This window comes from Streptomyces sp. Ru71 (genome assembly GCF_002920535.1).
In the GTDB taxonomy this organism is placed as follows: domain Bacteria; phylum Actinomycetota; class Actinomycetes; order Streptomycetales; family Streptomycetaceae; genus Streptomyces.
Genome location: NZ_PQSS01000068.1, coordinates 23,900 through 39,744, shown reverse-complemented (window position 1 = coordinate 39,744; position 15,845 = coordinate 23,900). Strand labels below are relative to the sequence as shown.

Below are 15,845 nucleotides of genomic sequence, written 5' to 3'. Positions count from 1 at the left end.
GCGTCCGCACCCCCACCTGCTCCCACGCCTTCTGCACGGCCTGCAGCTCGTCCCCGGCGCCGTAGCGCTCGCGGGCCGCCTTCACGGTCAGCGTCGCGAAGTCCGCGAACAGGGCGTCCTCCTTCAGTTCCCCGCCGGTGAGCACGTCGTACCAGACCTGACCGGCCTTCTCCCAGGCGTGGCCGCCGAGGGCGGTGGCGACCAGGTAGAAGGCGTGGTTCGGAATGCCGGAGTTGATGTGCACACCGCCGTTGTCGCGGCCGGTGCGGACATAGCCGTCCATCGTGGCCGGCTGCGGGTCCTTGCCGAGGACGTCGTCGTCATACGCCGTGCCCGGCGCCTTCATCGAGCGCAGGGCGACCCCCGTGACGCGCGGGGCCAGCAGACCCGCGCCGATCAGCCAGTCGGCCTCGGCGGCGGTCTGGCCGAGGCTGTACTGCTTGATCAGGGAGCCGAAGACGTCGGAGAGCGACTCGTTCAGGGCGCCGGACTGGCCGAAGTACTCCAGGTTCGCGGTGTGCTGGGTGACGCCGTGGGTCAGCTCGTGGCCGATGACGTCGACCGGGATGGTGAAGTCGAGGAAGATCTCGTTGTCGCCGTCGCCGAACACCATCTGCTCGCCGTTCCAGAAGGCGTTGTCGTAGCCCTCGCCGAAGTGCACCGTGGCGTCCAGCGGCAGCCCGTTGTCGTCGATGGAGTGCCGGCCGTACGCCTTCAGGTACAGCTCGAAGGTGGCGCCCAGACCCGCGTAGGCGCGGTTGACGGTGGCGTCGGAGCCGGGCTCCGAGCCCTCCTCGCGGACCTTGGTGCCGGGCAGGTCCTGGGTGTGCTCCGCGTCGTAGATGGTGCGGTACGGCTGGTCGGCGGAGGCGCCGGCGGGAGCCGCGACGGCGGACGCGCCGATCACCGTGGTCAGGCGGCGCTTGGTGCGCTGGAAGGCGTCGTGCTCCAGGGACCGGCGGGCGGGCCCGGACAGGGCGGGGTCCTCGTTGCGGGCGAGCTTGTCGAGGACGTGCGGCGGGACGATGGTGCAGAAGACGGGCTCGTGGCCCCCGTGGGTCTTCGTCATGCCCGGCACCCTTGCACTGTGTGATGTGGATGTCACTAGCTGCAACCATGATTGGTGAAATACCCGGACACTGATCGCGACGGAGCGTGACGCTGTGGTACGGCGTCACACCGCAGCATGTGCTCGATGTGGTGCAGCGCACTTTTTGTCCTATTTGCGGCGCCGGTCCCGCATACTGGGACAGGCCTCTCGCACCCGGGGTGGCTCGGCTAGGCTGCGGAGCATCATGCGTTTCGGGCTGCTTCTTCTTAGCTGCCGCGGCGAGGGCCTGTAGGAAAAGGCCGACTCCCTCCCCGCGGAGCTTGGTGTTGCGTCGTCGGCCGTCCATCCGGACACCGGGACTTTCCCGCACACTTCAGGAGCCCACGCGATCATGGCGAACCGCCAGCAGCCCAGCCAGATGCCGATCCACAAGTACCGCGGGTACGAGCAGGTCGACATCCCCGACCGCACCTGGCCGAACCAGCGGATCACCGCAGCTCCCCGGTGGCTGTCCACCGACCTGCGCGACGGCAACCAGGCCCTGATCGACCCGATGTCGCCCGAGCGCAAGCGCCGGATGTTCGACCAGCTGGTCAAGATGGGCTACAAGGAGATCGAGGTCGGCTTCCCCGCCTCCGGCCAGACCGACTTCGACTTCGTGCGCTCGATCATCGAGGAAGAGGGCGCGATCCCGGACGACGTCACGATCTCCGTGCTGACGCAGGCCCGCGAGGACCTGATCGAGCGGACCGTGGAGTCCCTCAAGGGCGCCAAGCGCGCCACCGTCCACCTGTACAACGCCACCGCCCCGGTCTTTCGCCGCGTCGTCTTCCGCGGCTCCAAGGACGACATCAAGCAGATCGCCGTCGACGGCACCCGCCTGGTGATGGAGTACGCCGAGAAGCTGCTGGGCCCGGAGACGGAGTTCGGCTACCAGTACAGCCCCGAGATCTTCACCGACACCGAGCTGGACTTCGCGCTGGAGGTCTGCGAGGCGGTCATGGACGTCTGGCAGCCCGGCCCGGGCCGCGAGATCATCCTGAACCTGCCCGCCACCGTGGAGCGTTCGACCCCGTCCACGCACGCGGACCGGTTCGAGTGGATGCACCGCAACCTGTCCCGCCGCGAGTACGTCTGCCTCTCCGTGCACCCGCACAACGACCGCGGCACGGCCGTCGCGGCGGCCGAGCTGGCGGTCATGGCCGGCGCCGACCGCGTCGAGGGCTGCCTGTTCGGGCAGGGCGAGCGCACCGGCAACGTCGACCTGGTCACCCTGGGCATGAACCTGTTCTCGCAGGGCGTCGACCCGCAGATCGACTTCTCCGACATCGACGAGATCCGTCGTACGTGGGAGTACTGCAACCAGATGGAGGTCCACCCGCGCCACCCGTACGTGGGCGACCTGGTCTACACGTCCTTCTCCGGCTCCCACCAGGACGCCATCAAGAAGGGCTTCGACGCCATGGAGGCCGACGCGGCCGCCAAGGGCGTCACCGTCGACGACATCGAGTGGGCCGTGCCGTACCTGCCGATCGACCCCAAGGACGTCGGCCGCTCCTACGAGGCCGTCATCCGCGTCAACTCGCAGTCCGGCAAGGGCGGTATCTCCTACGTCCTGAAGAACGACCACAAGCTGGACCTGCCGCGCCGGATGCAGATCGAGTTCTCCAAGATCATCCAGGCGAAGACGGACGCCGAGGGCGGCGAGATCACGCCGAAGGAGATCTGGGCGGTCTTCCAGGACGAGTACCTGCCGAACCCGGAGAACCCCTGGGGCCGCATCCAGGTCAGGACCGGCCAGTCGACGACCGACACCGACGGCGTGGACACGCTCACCGTCGAGGCGACGGTCGACGGCGTCGACACCGTCCTGACCGGCTCCGGCAACGGTCCGATCTCGGCCTTCTTCAACGCCCTGGAGGGCCTGGGCCTGGACGTACGCCTGCTGGACTACCAGGAGCACACGATGAGCGAGGGCGCCTCCGCGCAGGCCGCCTCCTACATCGAATGCGCGATCGGCGACAAGGTCCTGTGGGGGATCGGCATCGACGCGAACACGACGCGTGCGTCGCTGAAGGCGGTCGTCTCGGCCGTCAACCGCGCCACCCGCTGACCCTCCTGACCGGGAGTTTCGAGGCCCCGACCGCCGGGAACGGCGGCCGGGGCCCCGTCGTATCTCGGCCATCGGGCCCGGGAGGTCACGGAAAGGTCTCGTCCTGGGTGCTGACTCCGCCTCACGGATGTGGCTAACATCACGCAAGCGCTCGGCGATGTTGCCGTGGGGTTACGGAGGTGCGACGTGCTGCCAGTTCGGGGACACAACGGCCATGCCGGCGCATTGGCACGCATCCTGGGCACCCGTACCGCCTGGACGCCCGTCGGCGACGGCGAGTTCTTCTGCCCCGGCTGCGGCGGCGACCGCAACTACCAGCGCCTGACCGGCCGTCGGCGGCTCACCCTGCTGGGCCTGCCCATCCTGCCGCGCGGCGCGTCCGGGCCGGTCGTCGAATGCGCCGCCTGCCGCCGCCACTTCGCCACCGACGTCCTCGACCACCCCACCACCACCCGCTTCTCCGCGATGCTGCGCGACGCCGTGCACACCGTCGCCCTCGCCGTGCTCGCCGCGGGCGGCACCTCCTCCCGTACGGCCCTGGAGACCGCCGCGGCCGCGGTGCGCGTCGCCGGCTTCCCGGACTGCACCGAGGAGCAGCTCGCCGCGCTCGTCGAGGCCGTGGCCCAGGACACCGGCCGCTTCCACGCCGACCGCTCCTGCACCGCCGGGCTCGCCATAGAGCTGCACGAGGCGCTCGACCCGCTCGCCCCGCACCTGGCCGGCGTCGGCCGCGAGTCGATCCTCCTCACCGGCGCCCGCATCGCCCTGGCCGACGGCCCCTACACCCCGGCCGAGCGGGAGACCCTGGCCACGGTGGGCACCGCGCTCACCCTGCCCACCGAGGACGTCACCCGCCTGCTGGAGGCGGCGCGCACGCCGTCCTGATACTCCCCGGGGAGTAGTCGCCGCGTCCGGCCGACCACCGCAGTACGGCCGAACTCGCCCTGCGGCGCGACGAATCCGTCCCCCCGCGCCGGAAGTCTGGGAACCGCATCCAGACATCCGTGCCGGAGGGAGGGCCCGCTCATGGGGGCCGGACAGACGACAGGCAGACGACGCCGAGCCGTTCCGTGGGTGATGCTCGCGCTGTGGGTGGGGATCCTCGCGATCGCCTCCCCGTTCGCCTCGAAACTCGCCGACGTACAGCACGACCGGGTCACCGACTACCTGCCCGCGAGCGCCGACTCCACCCAGGCGGCCGAGCTCCAGGACGAACTGCCCGGCGGCCAGACCACCCAGCTGGTGCTCGTCTACCACCGCGACGGCGGCCTCACCGCCGCCGACCGGCGCGCGGCGGACGAGCAGGTCGCGGCGATCGAGGGCGCGCACACCCTGACCGCCACCCCGCAGGGCGTGCCGTCGAAGGACGGCGCGACGCTGATGTACCCGGTCGGCAGCAACGAACCCGGGGACGACGAGGACCTGCGCGACGCGTTCGTCAACGACGTGCGCGACACCGTCCACGGCGGCGACGGCCTGACCGTCGAGGTAGGCGGCCCCGGCGCGCTGCTCACCGACTCCGCCGAGGTCTACAACTCCCTCGGCGGGCCGCTGCTCTACACCACCGCCGGCGTGGTGGCGCTGCTGCTGATCCTCATCTACCGCAGCCCCGTGCTGTGGCTGCTGCCGCTCGTCGTCGCCGGTGTCGCCGACTACCTGTCCATGGCCGTCGCCTACGGCCTCAACCAGGCGTTCGGCACCGCCGTCTCGGGCGCGAGTTCCGGCATCATGACGATCCTCGTCTTCGGCGCCGGCACCGACTACGCCCTGCTGCTGGTTTCCCGCTACCGCGAGGAACTGCGCCGCATCGAGCGGCCGTACGACGCCATGCTGGCCGCGCTGCGCGGCTGCGGCCCCGCCGTGCTGGCCTCCTCGGGAACGGTCGCCGCGGGCCTGCTGTGCCTGCTCGCCGCCGACCTGAACTCCAACCGCGGCATGGGCCCGCTCGGTACCGTCGGTGTGCTGTGCGCGCTCGTCGCGATGCTCAGCCTGCTGCCCGCGATCCTGGTCCTGCTCGGCCGCCGCGTGTTCTGGCCGCTGGTGCCCGCCTTCGGCAGCACGCCCAAGGCCCGCCGGTCGCTGTTCGCCGCGATGGGCAGCTCCGCCGGACGCCGCCCGGTCGCCGTCCTCGTCTCCGGCGCCGTCGCGCTCGGCGCGCTCGCCCTCGGCGCCCTCAACCTGCCCGGCACCATCAAGCAGGAGGACACCTTCGTCGACCGGCCGGAGGCCGTCACCGCCATGCTGGCCCTCGCCGAGGCCTACCCCGAGACCTCCAGCCAGCCCATCACCGTCATGACCCCGGCCGACCGCGCCGCCGCCGCCCTCGCCGCGGCACGTGACACCGAAGGAGTCGCCGGCGCCCGCCTCGGCCGCACCGCGGACGGCTGGACCGAGCTGTCCGTCACCGCCTCCGCCCCGCCGCAGACCGCCGCCGAGACACGCACCATCGAAGCCCTGCGCGACAGGCTCGACGGCTCCTACGTCGGCGGCCCCAGCGCCCAGCAGCTCGACCTGAAGGACGCCAGCGCCCGCGACCAGAAGGTCGTCGTGCCCCTCGTCCTCGTCTTCGTCCTGCTCATCCTGATCGCCCTGCTGCGCTCCCTGGTCGCCCCGCTGATGCTGGTGGCCGCCGTGGTCGCCGTATGGGGCGCGGCCCTCGGCATCGGCGGGCTGGTGTTCGGGCCGCTGCTCGGCTTCGAGGGCACCGACCCCGGACTCGGACTGCTGTCCTTCGTGTTCCTCGTCGCCCTCGGCGTCGACTACGGCATCTTCCTGATGCACCGCATGCGCGAGGAGTCCCTCGGCGGCGCCGAACCCGCCGCGGCCGCGCTCACCGCGCTGCGCACCACCGGCGGAGTCATCGCCTCCGCGGGCCTGGTCCTCGCCGCGACCTTCGCGGTGCTGATGAACATGGGCCTCGTCCAGCTCGTCGAACTCGGCTTCGTCATCGCCGTCGGCGTCCTGCTCGACACCTTCCTCGTCCGCACCTACCTGGTCACCAGCGCGAGTGTCGCCCTCGGCCGCAAGGTGTGGTGGCCCGGCCGGATGTCCCGGTCGCCCGAGGCCGAGCCGGTGGCCCGGCAGCCGGAACGCGTCTGAACCGAAGGCGCCCCTCTCTCCCGGAGGGGTGCCTTCCTCACGGAGGATGAGGCCGTGCCCCCAACAGCCCCGAAACTCCGCCCCGGCGAGCGGATCATGGCGGTGATCAACCGCGACCCGCGCACCGCCCGGCACGCCCGGCGCAACGACCTCCTGCTCGTGCTCGCCACCACCGCCCACGCCGTCGTCGTCGCCCTGGTCACCGACCCGGCCCGGCGCCCCGACGCGCTCGGCTGGACCCTGCTGCTCGCCGGGCAGGTGCCGAACCTTTGGCGGCGGCGCCATCCGCTGCTGGTGCTGGCCGCGGTGATCGGGACGCTGCTGCCGTACCACGCCCTCGACTACAACCACACCGCACCCGTCCCGGCGTCGTACGTGGCGCTGTACACCGTCGCCGTCACCTGCCGTCCCCTCTGGACCCTGCTCACCAGCGGCACCGCCCTGGCCGTGGCGATGAGCATCATGGTGTTCGTCAACAAGCACCAGGCCGCCGAGCTGCTGCGGATCTTCGGCTGGGTGGTCGCTGTCGTCTTCGCCGGCATCAGCCTGCGCTCCTACCGCCAGTACGTCGCCGCCATCGTCGAGCGCGCCGAACGCGCCGAGCGCACCCGCGAGGAGGAGGCCCGCCGCCGGGTCGCCGAGGAACGGCTGCGCATCGCCCGCGACCTGCACGACCTGCTCGCGCACAGCATCACCCTGATCGGCGTGCAGACCTCCGTCGCCGCGCACGTCCTGAACGCCGATCCCGACCGCCTGGACCGGGCGACCGTCGCCAAGGCCCTCGACGACATCGCCGAGACCTGCCGCACCGCACGCGGCGAACTGCGCACCACCCTGGAGGTGCTGCGCGAGCACGGCACCCCCGACGCCCGCGGACCGCTGCCCGACCTGCACGCGCTGGACGGCCTCGCCGAGGCCGCCCGGGCCGCCGGGGCCGAGGTCGACCTGTCCGTCTCGGCCAAGGACGTGCCGCCCGCCGTCGGCGCCGCCGCCTACCGCATCGTGCAGGAGGCCCTCACCAACGCCGTGCGCCACGGCGGACGCGACGACCTCGGCATCCGGGTCGGCGTGCACACCGGACAGGGCGCCCTGCGGGTCACCGTCACCGACGACGGGGCCGGCTCCGGCGGCGGCAATGCCGGCTTCGGGCTGGTCGGCATGCGCGAGCGGGCCCGCAGCGTCGGCGGCACGCTGGACGCGGGCCCGCTGCCCGGAAACGGTTTCGAAGTGACCGCCGTACTGCCTCTGCAAGGAGCGAAGTGACTGCCGTACCGCCTCTGGAAGGAGCCGCGTGACCATCCGCGTCCTGCTCGCCGACGACCAGACCCTGGTCCGGGCCGCGTTCGCCATGCTCGTCGAGTCCGCCCCCGACATGGAGGTGGTGGGGCAGGCGGCGACCGGCCGGGAGGCGGTCGACCTCGCCCGCCGCGAGCGCGCCGACCTGGTCGTGATGGACATCCGCATGCCCGACCTGGACGGCATCGAGGCGACCCGGATCATCGCCGCGGACGACGACCTGGCCGGGGTGAAGGTCCTCGTCCTGACGACGTACGACACCGACGAGCATATCGTCGAGGCCCTGCGCGCGGGCGCGTCCGGCTTCCTGGTCAAGGACACCCGCCCGGCCGACCTGCTCGACGCGATCCGTACGGTGGCGGCGGGCGAGGCGCTGCTCTCCCCTGGTCCGACGGCCCGGCTGATCGCCCGCTTCCTGCGCAGCGGCTCCTCACTTCCGCCGGCCGCCGGCCCCGCATGCCTCTCCGACCGCGAGCGCGAGGTGCTGACCCTCGTCGCGCGCGGGCTGAACAACACGGAGATCGCCGACGCCCTCGGCCTGAGCCCGCTCACCGCGAAGACCCACGTCAGCCGCATCATGGGCAAGGTGGGCGCACGCGACCGGACGCAACTGGTCATCATGGCCTACGAGTCGGGGCTGGTGACGCCGGGAGCCGGGGGGTAGAACGGCGCGGGTGGGCCCTCCCGGCGGGGCCGTCCGGCTGGGGGCGATACACCCTCCGGCTCGGGCAGCGCGCCGGTCGGCGCCGGCCCGCCGGTCAGCGCCGGCCCGCCGGTCAGAGCAGCCCCGCCGCCACCAGGAACCCCTCCACCGCGCTCACCTCCGGCGGGGACAGCGGGATCTGCGGCCGCGCGGTGGCCGGGCAGGTGATCACGCCCTGCAGGTGCAGGGCGGTCTTGAAGGCGCCGATCGCCGCGGAGCCGGGGCCCATGCGGGCCGGGTCGGCGGCGCGGACCATGCCGTACAGGGCGCACAGCCGCTCCTGTTCCCGCCGGGTCCCCTCCCGGTCCCCGGCGCGGCACAGCCGGTCCAGGCGGACGTACCCGTGCGGGTCGACGTTGGCGAGGCCGGGCACGGCGCCGTGCGCGCCCAGGGCCAGCGCGGCGTCGACCACCAGCTCGGAGCCGGTGAGCACGCTGAAGCGGGGAAGGGCGCGGGCGCCGGTGACGATCTCCCGGAAGCCGGCCAGGTCACCGCTGGAGTCCTTCAGGCCGGCCAGCACGCCGTCCGCGGCCAGCCGCAGGACCAGGCCGGCGGGCGGCCGGGCCGGGACGGACACCGGGATGTCGTAGGCGAGGACCGGGACCGGGCTGCCCGCCGCGACGAGCCGGTAGTGGCGCTCGATCTCGGCCGGATGGGTGCGGGCGTAGAACGGGGCGGTGACCACGACCGCGTCCGCGCCCGCGGCCACCGCCGCCGCCACCTGGTCCAGCACCCTCGGCGTGGTCATGTCGATCGCGCCGGCCAGCACCGGCAACTGCCCGCCCACGTGCCCGGCGACCGTCTCCACGACCAGCCGCCGCTGCCGGTCCGTCAGATACGCGGCCTCGGACGTCGAGCCGAGCACGAACAGACCGTGCACCCCGCCCGCCACCAGGTGGTCCACCAGCCGCAGCAGCGAACCGGCGTCCACCTCGCCGTCCGGCGTCAGCGGCGTGCACACGGGCGGGACCACACCGGTCAGCGGGGCGGGCAGGGTCATCCACGGCTCCCTGGGACGCTGGGGCGGACGAGGCCGCGGGTCGCGACCGGCTCCTGCACCCGACCGTACCCGGCGGAACTAGGGAAGCGTCTTGTCGTATGTCGGATCCCGGTCGGAGTCGTAGACGAGCTTCCCGGCGCCGTCGTAGCCCTTCAGGTGCGGGGCCCTGGTGACCTGGCGGTTCAGCTCGCCGGTGGCCACGAACCAGCCGTGGTCCAGGACCGCCTCGCTCGTGCCGCCGCCGTACGACGCCGTCACCCGGGCCACCGACGGTTGGACCGTGCCGATGATCCCCCAGCGGAACGGCAGCTTCCAGTGGCCCTTGTCGAGGAAGGACTGCTGGTAGAGCTTGCCGCCGTTGATGTCGGCCGAGACCGGGCCGGCCTCGTCCGCGCCCACGCCGCCGCCGCTGACGTTCAGCCCCTGCGCCTCGCCGTCCCTGATGTTGCAGATCACCCGGGTCACCCGCGGCTTCTCCTTCACCGCGACGACGTACATGCCGTCGCCGGGAGCGTTGGAGTCGCCCGTGCTGCGCATGGCCAGGATGATCCGGTAGCCGGCGGCCTCGCCCAGGCCGGGGCCGCGCGCCGGACCCTTCAGCGTCCTGTCGCTCTCCTCGTCGTAGGCGATGCACTTCGCCAGCGCGTCCGCGGCCTGGGCGAGCGTGATGCCGTCCAGCAGCTGCCTGCCGGGCTCGGCGGGCCCCGCCGGTCCCGTCGGTGACGGGGACGCCGACGGCTTGTGGCTCACCGGGGCGGTGGCGGACGGCCGCGCCGCCGCCGTGTCCGCCGCCCGCTTCCCGTCGCCGCCCAGCGCGTACGCGCCCACCGGCAGCGCCGCCAGCACCACCAGCGCCGCCCCGGCCGCCGCGACGCGCCGCCGGCGCTCCTGCGCGCCCTGCCGCCGGATCTGCGGATACGGCGCCGGCGCCGGACGGATCTCGTAGGCGTCCTCCGAGAGCAGCTGCCGCAGCCGCTCCTCGAACACGCCGTCCCGCTCGTGCTGTTCCCCGCTCACCTGCCGCCTCCTCGCCCGCCGGACCCGCCGGCGAACTCCATCAGCCCCGGATACGTACGCAACTTCGCCAGTCCCTTGGACGCCTGGCTCTTGACCGTGCCCGGCGAGCAGCCGAGCACCTCGGCGACCTCCGCCTCCGACAGGTCCTCCCAGTACCGCATGACGACCACCGCCCGCTGCCTGGGCGGCAGCCCGGCCAGCGCCGTCATCAGCGCGCCCCGCTCGTCGGACCACGCCACCTCGTCGCGCCCCGCCCGCTCCGGCGGAGCCGACGTCAGCGACTCGGCCACCCGCCGTTTGCGGAACCGGTCGCTGTTGCAGCTGACGAGCATCCGGCGGACGTACGCCTCCGGGTTGTCGCTGCGCGCCACGCGGCGCCACGACCGGTACGCCTTCGCCAGCGCCGTCTGCGTCAGGTCCTCGGCGTGGTGTGCGTCGCCGGTGAGCAGATAGGCGGTCCGCACCAGGTGTGACCACCTGGCGGAGACGAAATCGTGGAACCGGTCCTCCAGTTCGGCCTGCATCAAGCACCCTCCTCGCCCTCCAGACCACCGATTGCGCGGATTCGGTTGCCCGGGGTCGAATGATTTCCATGACGAGCGAGGAGCGTTGGAACGAGGACAGCCCCGGAGTGCTGCGGCTGCCCTCCGGCCGCCTGGTCCGCGGGCGCGGCCTGCGCCGCCCTCACGATCCGGCCGCCCCGAAGCCGTCCTACGGCGTCTACCTGCTGGGCCGCCGGCCTCCCGAGGTGCCCTGGGAGTCGCGCTGGCTGCGCTGGCCCGACTTCCGCCTCCCGGCCGACCGGGCCCAGGCCCGCACGGTCCTGACCGAGGCGTGGGAGCGGGCGGCACACGAGCGCGTGGAGCTCGCCTGCGGCGGCGGCCGGGGCCGCACCGGCACGGCCCTGTCCTGCCTGGCGGTACTGGACGGCGTCCCGGCCGAGGAGGCGGTCGCCTACGTGCGCACCCACTACGACCGCCGCGCGGTGGAGACACCGTGGCAGCGGCGGTACGTACGGGGGTTCATGGGCTAGGCCAAGGGGGTCGGCTCACCGGCCGGTGCCAGGCCCCGGCTCACCGGCAGTACGCGTCCCCCTCCGGTCGCTCGCCCGTCTCCAGGAAGCGGGAGACGGTGTCGTCCCCGCACGCGTTGCCGTTGGCCAGGTAGGCCTCGTGGCCCGTGGAGTTCACCGTCACCATGACCGCGCGCCGGCCCAGCGCCTCGCGGAGCTTCCTCGCCCCGGCGAGCGGCGTGCCCGCGTCCCGCTCGTTCTGCACCAGCAGCACGTTGGACGGCCCCCGGTCGGTGATCCGCACCGGCGCCTGGCGCGGCGGGTAGGGCCAGGCGGCGCACAGCAGCGCGTTGCGCGGCATGCCCGCGGTCAGCGGGAACGCCTTGCGGCTGATGTCGACGTCCTTCTGGTACACCGCCGGGTCCTTCGGCCAGGCCACGTCGTTGCACAGCGTCGCCGCGCCCACCGCGGCCACGTTCTGCAGCACCGGCTCCGGGGGACCGGCCGGCGCCGGCGGCAGGGTGCCCGCGCGGGCGTCGGTCATCAGCTCGGCCAGGTCGTCGAACCGGGCGGGGTCGAAGAGGCTGTCCAGCATGGTCTGGCGCAGCACGTTGCCGTTCAGCTCCGGGGGGTTGGCGCCGGGCCAGGGGATCGGCCGGCGGTCCAGCTCGGCGGCCAGCCGCAGGAACTCCGCGCGCACCCCCTCCGGGGTGTCCGCGACCCGGTGGGGGTGGCCCGGTGCCGAGACCCGCTCGGCGAACTGCGGGAACACGTCCTCCACGCCCTGCTCGTGCCCGGCCAGCCAGGCGCGGGAGACCCGGGCCGGGTCGGGGTTGTCGTTGCTGTCCAGCACGATCCGGTCGGTGCGGTGCGGGAACAACTGGTTGTAGACGGCCCCGACATACGTCCCGTACGACACGCCCCACGCCGAGATCCGCCGCTCGCCCAGCGCGGCCCGGACCCGGTCGATGTCGCGTGCCTCGTCGACGGTGCTCATGTGCCGCAGCAGCTCACCGCCGTTGCGGACGCAGGCGTCGGTCATCCGGCGGGCGGTGTCCATGTTCCCGGCGACCGAGCCGTCGGCCGCCGGCCAGGGGCGCAGCCGGGAGACGGCCAGGTCGGCGTGGTCCAGGCCGCAGTCCACGGCGGTCGAGGGGGCCAGGCCGCGTGGGGCGAACCCGACGAGGTCGTAGACGTCCCGGACCGCCTGCGGCAGCTTCTGCCCCTTGCCGGACGGGTCGTCGAGGCTGGAGCCGCCGGGCCCGCCCGGGATCAGCAGCAGCACCCCGCGCCGCGCCCCGGGCCGCTCGCTGCGCACCCGGGAGACGGCCAGGTCGATGGTCGGTCCGCCCGGGTGTGCGTGGTCCAGCGGGACGGTGACGGTGGCGCACTCCTGCCGGGAGCCGGGCGCGGCCCCGGGGCACGGCCCCCAGGCGAGCGCCGGGTGCCCGGCGGGCGCGGCGGTCGCCGTGAGCGGCGCGGCGAGGGACAGCAGGACGGCGGAGGCGGCGGCGAGCGCGCCGAGACGCGGATGCGATGTCATGCGGATGAGCCTCGCCGAATCCCGCCCGTCCCCCCATCCGGCCAACAGCCCTGTCGCTACGGGGGTTTACCCCCGCCCGCCGGCTACAGGAAATGGCTGTCGTGCTTGACCTGAAACTCCGTCAACGCCTGCCCGCCGCGCCGCGCGCCGGTCGCGAACATCCGCCGGTGGCCGTACCTGTCGCCGAGCCGGCCGCCGGTGACCAGGCCGGCCGCGTAGGCGGAGCCGTAGCCGGAGACGACCAGTCTGGTTCATGGATAACATCGATATGAGATATCTATCAATGACCCGTGAGCCTGCGCAGGTAACGTGCCCCCCATGAAGCTGTCCCAAGGCGTGGAGTGGGCCGTCCACTGCTGCGTCCTGCTCACCCACGCGGACGAGCGGGAGGCCGTCCCGCGCACCACCCTCGCCGGGTACTACGGCCTGCCCGTCGCCTACCTCGCCAAGCACCTGAAGTCGCTGGTGCGGGCGGGTGTGCTCACCGCGACCTCCGGCCCCCGCGGCGGCTTCCGGCTCGCCCGGCCCGCCGACCGGATCACCGTGCTCGACGTCGTCGAGGCCGTCGAGGGCACCGCCCCCTCCTTCGCGTGCGCCGAGATCCGGCAGCGCGGCGCCTGCGCGGTGCCCGCCGAGCGGTGCACCGGCCCGTGCGACGTCGCGCAGGTCATGTACGACGCCGACCGCGCCTGGCGGGACAGCCTGCGCGCCGTCACCGTCGCCGACCTCAGCGGCCGCCTCGCCGCCGACCTGCGCGAGCGCGCCCGCGCCTGGCTGCGCGACCCCTCGTCGCCCCTGCCCGCCTTCCGGTGAGGGCAGAATGGGTCCATGAGTCTGTTCCGCGACGACGGCATCGTGCTGCGCACCCAGAAGCTGGGTGAGGCGGACCGCATCATCACCCTGCTGACGCGCGGACACGGACGGGTGCGGGCCGTGGCCCGCGGGGTACGGCGGACCAAGTCGAAGTTCGGGGCCCGGCTGGAGCCGTTCTCCCACGTCGACGTGCAGTTCTTCGCCCGCGGCAGTGAGCTGGTGGGCCGCGGCCTGCCGCTGTGCACCCAGAGCGAGACCATCGCGCCGTACGGCGGCGGGATCGTCACCGACTACGCCCGGTACACCGCCGGGACGGCCATGCTGGAGACCGCCGAGCGCTTCACCGACCACGAGGGCGAACCGGCCGTCCAGCAGTACCTGCTGCTGGTGGGTGCGCTGCGCACGCTCGCCCGTGGCGAGCACGCGCCGCACCTCGTCCTCGACGCCTTCCTGCTGCGCTCGCTCGCCGTCAACGGCTACGCGCCCAGCTTCGGCGACTGCGCCAAGTGCGGAATGCCCGGCCCGAACCGGTTCTTCTCCGTCGCCGCCGGCGGCTCCCTGTGCGTCGACTGCCGGGTCCCCGGCTGCGTCGTGCCCTCCCCGCAGACCCTGGCGCTGCTCGGCGCGCTGCTTACGGGAGACTGGGAGACCGCGGACGCCTGCGAGCCGCGGTACGTCCGGGAGGGCAGCGGACTGGTCTCCGCCTACCTGCACTGGCACCTGGAGCGCGGCCTGCGCTCCCTCCGGTACGTGGAACAGTAGAAACACCCGAAGGAGACGAGAAGCACATGGCCGTACGCGGGTTCCTGGGGCGTCAGCGCCGTGAGTACAGGACGCCGGAGCCGCACCCGTCCGGCGCGCGGCCCCCGAAGCTCCCCGGCGAGCTCGTCCCCGGCCACGTGGCGATCGTCATGGACGGCAACGGCCGCTGGGCCAAGGAGCGCGGGCTGCCGCGCACGGAGGGCCACAAGATCGGCGCCGAGCGCGTCCTGGACGTCCTGCAGGGCGCCATCGAGATCGGCGTGGGCAGCATCTCGCTGTACGCCTTCTCCACCGAGAACTGGAAGCGCTCGCCCGACGAGGTGCGCTTCCTGATGAACTTCAACCGCGACTTCATCCGCAAGACCCGCGACACCCTGGACGAGCTCGGCGTCCGCGTGCGCTGGGTGGGCCGTATGCCCAAGCTGTGGAAGTCGGTCGCCAAGGAGCTCCAGGTCGCCCAGGAGCAGACCAAGGGCAACGACCGGCTCACCCTGTACTTCTGCATGAACTACGGCGGCCGCGCCGAGATCGCCGACGCCGCGCAGGCCCTCGCCGAGGACGTGAAGGCGGGCCGCCTCGACCCGTCCAAGGTCAACGAGAAGACCCTGCAGCGGTACCTGTACTACCCGGACATGCCGGACGTCGACCTGTTCCTGCGCCCCAGCGGCGAGCAGCGCACCTCCAACTACCTGCTCTGGCAGTCCGCCTACGCCGAGATGGTCTTCCAGGACGTGCTGTGGCCGGACTTCGACCGCCGCGACCTGTGGCGGGCCTGCCTGGAGTACGCCTCCCGCGACCGCCGCTTCGGCGGTGCCATCCCCAACGAGGAACTGCTGGCCATGGAAGGCCGGCAGGAGAGCTGAGCGCCGTGCCGTACGATCCCGCCTCATGGTCATGGACATGGGGCGGGACGTCCTTCAGGACGACGCTGTCGAGCTGGAGTACACCCACGAGCAGCAGGACATGACGGACGCGGTCCGGCTGCTCCTGCGCAAGCGGAAAGGCGTGTTCGGGCTGCTGTACCACCCGGCGCTGGCGGCGACGGTCGCACTGATCGGGGTGGTGCTGCTCGTCGTGAGTCCCCGGGACAACCTCGGGATCGGCATCGCGCTGATCGTGTGGGGCGTGCTGATGCTGTACGTACCGCGTCTGTCGGCCGCCCAGCTGCGCAAGGCGCACGAGCACCACGGCCAGGTCCGGGTGACCGTCGGCGCGGCGGGCGTACGCCTGGTCAGCGCCCACGCGGACGTCCGCACCGGCTGGGCCAACTACGGCAGCTACGCCGAGTCCGACCGGGTCTTCATCCTCCGCAGTCCCGACCGAGCCGGCCGCTGCGCCAACATCCTCGCCAAGCGCGGCGCGAGCACCCCGCAGGACGTGGACCGCCTGCGCAAGATCCTGGACACACACCTACAGCGCGTCTGAACCCAACGGCG

Annotated in this window: 15 protein-coding genes; 10 read left to right on the top strand and 5 right to left on the bottom strand. The window is 72.8% G+C overall.

Going from position 1 to position 15,845, the window contains the following annotated elements; genetic code table 11:
• Positions 1 to 1,069, bottom strand: a 1,069-nt coding sequence (locus C3489_RS29670) for a M4 family metallopeptidase (protein WP_103785167.1), incomplete at its 3' end; no start/stop codon positions are given.
• 373 nt (positions 1,070 to 1,442) lie between these two features.
• Between C3489_RS29670 and leuA the strand changes: the two genes are divergently transcribed.
• The 5 genes from leuA (at position 1,443) to C3489_RS29640 (ending at position 8,223) form a co-directional block, all read left to right on the top strand.
• The gene (gene leuA / locus C3489_RS29660) at positions 1,443 to 3,164 is read left to right on the top strand and encodes a 2-isopropylmalate synthase (protein WP_103785166.1); all 1,722 of its coding nucleotides are present in this window, start codon (positions 1,443 to 1,445) and stop codon (positions 3,162 to 3,164) included.
• A gap of 186 nt (positions 3,165 to 3,350) precedes the next feature.
• The gene (locus C3489_RS29655; protein WP_103785165.1) at positions 3,351 to 4,049 is read left to right on the top strand and encodes a TerB family tellurite resistance protein; all 699 of its coding nucleotides are present in this window, start codon (positions 3,351 to 3,353) and stop codon (positions 4,047 to 4,049) included.
• A gap of 141 nt (positions 4,050 to 4,190) precedes the next feature.
• Complete coding sequence (locus C3489_RS29650; RefSeq protein WP_103785164.1) at positions 4,191 to 6,263, top strand: MMPL family transporter; 2,073 nt, start codon at positions 4,191 to 4,193, stop codon at positions 6,261 to 6,263.
• A gap of 96 nt (positions 6,264 to 6,359) precedes the next feature.
• On the top strand, positions 6,360 to 7,526 hold the full coding sequence (locus tag C3489_RS29645; RefSeq protein WP_103785163.1) for a sensor histidine kinase: 1,167 nt from the start codon (positions 6,360 to 6,362) through the stop codon (positions 7,524 to 7,526).
• Between the two features lie 28 nt (positions 7,527 to 7,554).
• Entirely contained in the window at positions 7,555 to 8,223 is a 669-nt protein-coding gene (locus C3489_RS29640) for a response regulator transcription factor (protein WP_103785162.1), read from the top strand.
• Between the two features lie 112 nt (positions 8,224 to 8,335).
• Here C3489_RS29640 and C3489_RS29635 read toward each other — a convergent pair whose 3' ends face one another.
• The 3 genes from C3489_RS29635 to C3489_RS29625 form a co-directional block, all read right to left on the bottom strand.
• Positions 8,336 to 9,262, bottom strand: a complete 927-nt coding sequence (locus tag C3489_RS29635) for a dihydrodipicolinate synthase family protein (protein ID WP_103785161.1) — start codon at positions 9,260 to 9,262, stop codon at positions 8,336 to 8,338.
• A gap of 78 nt (positions 9,263 to 9,340) precedes the next feature.
• Positions 9,341 to 10,279 (bottom strand): hypothetical protein, encoded by a 939-nt coding sequence (locus tag C3489_RS29630; RefSeq protein WP_103785160.1) that lies wholly within the window; start codon positions 10,277 to 10,279, stop codon positions 9,341 to 9,343.
• The gene (locus tag C3489_RS29625) at positions 10,276 to 10,803 is read right to left on the bottom strand and encodes a SigE family RNA polymerase sigma factor (protein WP_103785159.1); all 528 of its coding nucleotides are present in this window, start codon (positions 10,801 to 10,803) and stop codon (positions 10,276 to 10,278) included. The genes C3489_RS29630 and C3489_RS29625 overlap by 4 nt, the downstream gene beginning before the upstream one ends.
• 68 nt (positions 10,804 to 10,871) lie before the next feature.
• Between C3489_RS29625 and C3489_RS29620 the strand changes: the two genes are divergently transcribed.
• A complete protein-coding gene (locus tag C3489_RS29620; protein WP_103785158.1) occupies positions 10,872 to 11,312 on the top strand; it encodes a protein phosphatase in 441 nt (146 codons plus the stop codon).
• A gap of 40 nt (positions 11,313 to 11,352) precedes the next feature.
• Here C3489_RS29620 and C3489_RS29615 read toward each other — a convergent pair whose 3' ends face one another.
• Entirely contained in the window at positions 11,353 to 12,834 is a 1,482-nt protein-coding gene (locus C3489_RS29615) for an alpha/beta hydrolase (RefSeq protein ID WP_103785157.1), read from the bottom strand.
• A gap of 318 nt (positions 12,835 to 13,152) precedes the next feature.
• Here C3489_RS29615 and C3489_RS29610 point away from each other — a divergent pair, with 318 nt between their 5' ends.
• From C3489_RS29610 to C3489_RS29595, 4 genes are read left to right on the top strand one after another with little or no spacing between them, the layout of a single operon-like run.
• Positions 13,153 to 13,647 carry an Rrf2 family transcriptional regulator gene (locus C3489_RS29610; protein WP_103785156.1) on the top strand — a complete coding sequence of 165 codons (495 nt, stop codon included), beginning with the start codon at positions 13,153 to 13,155 and terminating at the stop codon, positions 13,645 to 13,647.
• Positions 13,648 to 13,662: 15 nt separating this feature from the next.
• Positions 13,663 to 14,409: a DNA repair protein RecO gene (gene recO / locus C3489_RS29605; protein WP_103785155.1), complete on the top strand. Its 747-nt coding sequence runs from the start codon at positions 13,663 to 13,665 to the stop codon at positions 14,407 to 14,409.
• Positions 14,410 to 14,435: 26 nt separating this feature from the next.
• Positions 14,436 to 15,272 (top strand): isoprenyl transferase, encoded by an 837-nt coding sequence (locus C3489_RS29600; protein ID WP_103785154.1) that lies wholly within the window; start codon positions 14,436 to 14,438, stop codon positions 15,270 to 15,272.
• A 25-nt stretch (positions 15,273 to 15,297) separates the two neighbouring features.
• Positions 15,298 to 15,834 (top strand): hypothetical protein, encoded by a 537-nt coding sequence (locus C3489_RS29595; protein WP_103785153.1) that lies wholly within the window; start codon positions 15,298 to 15,300, stop codon positions 15,832 to 15,834.
• The last annotated feature ends 11 nt before the right edge of the window (positions 15,835 to 15,845 follow it).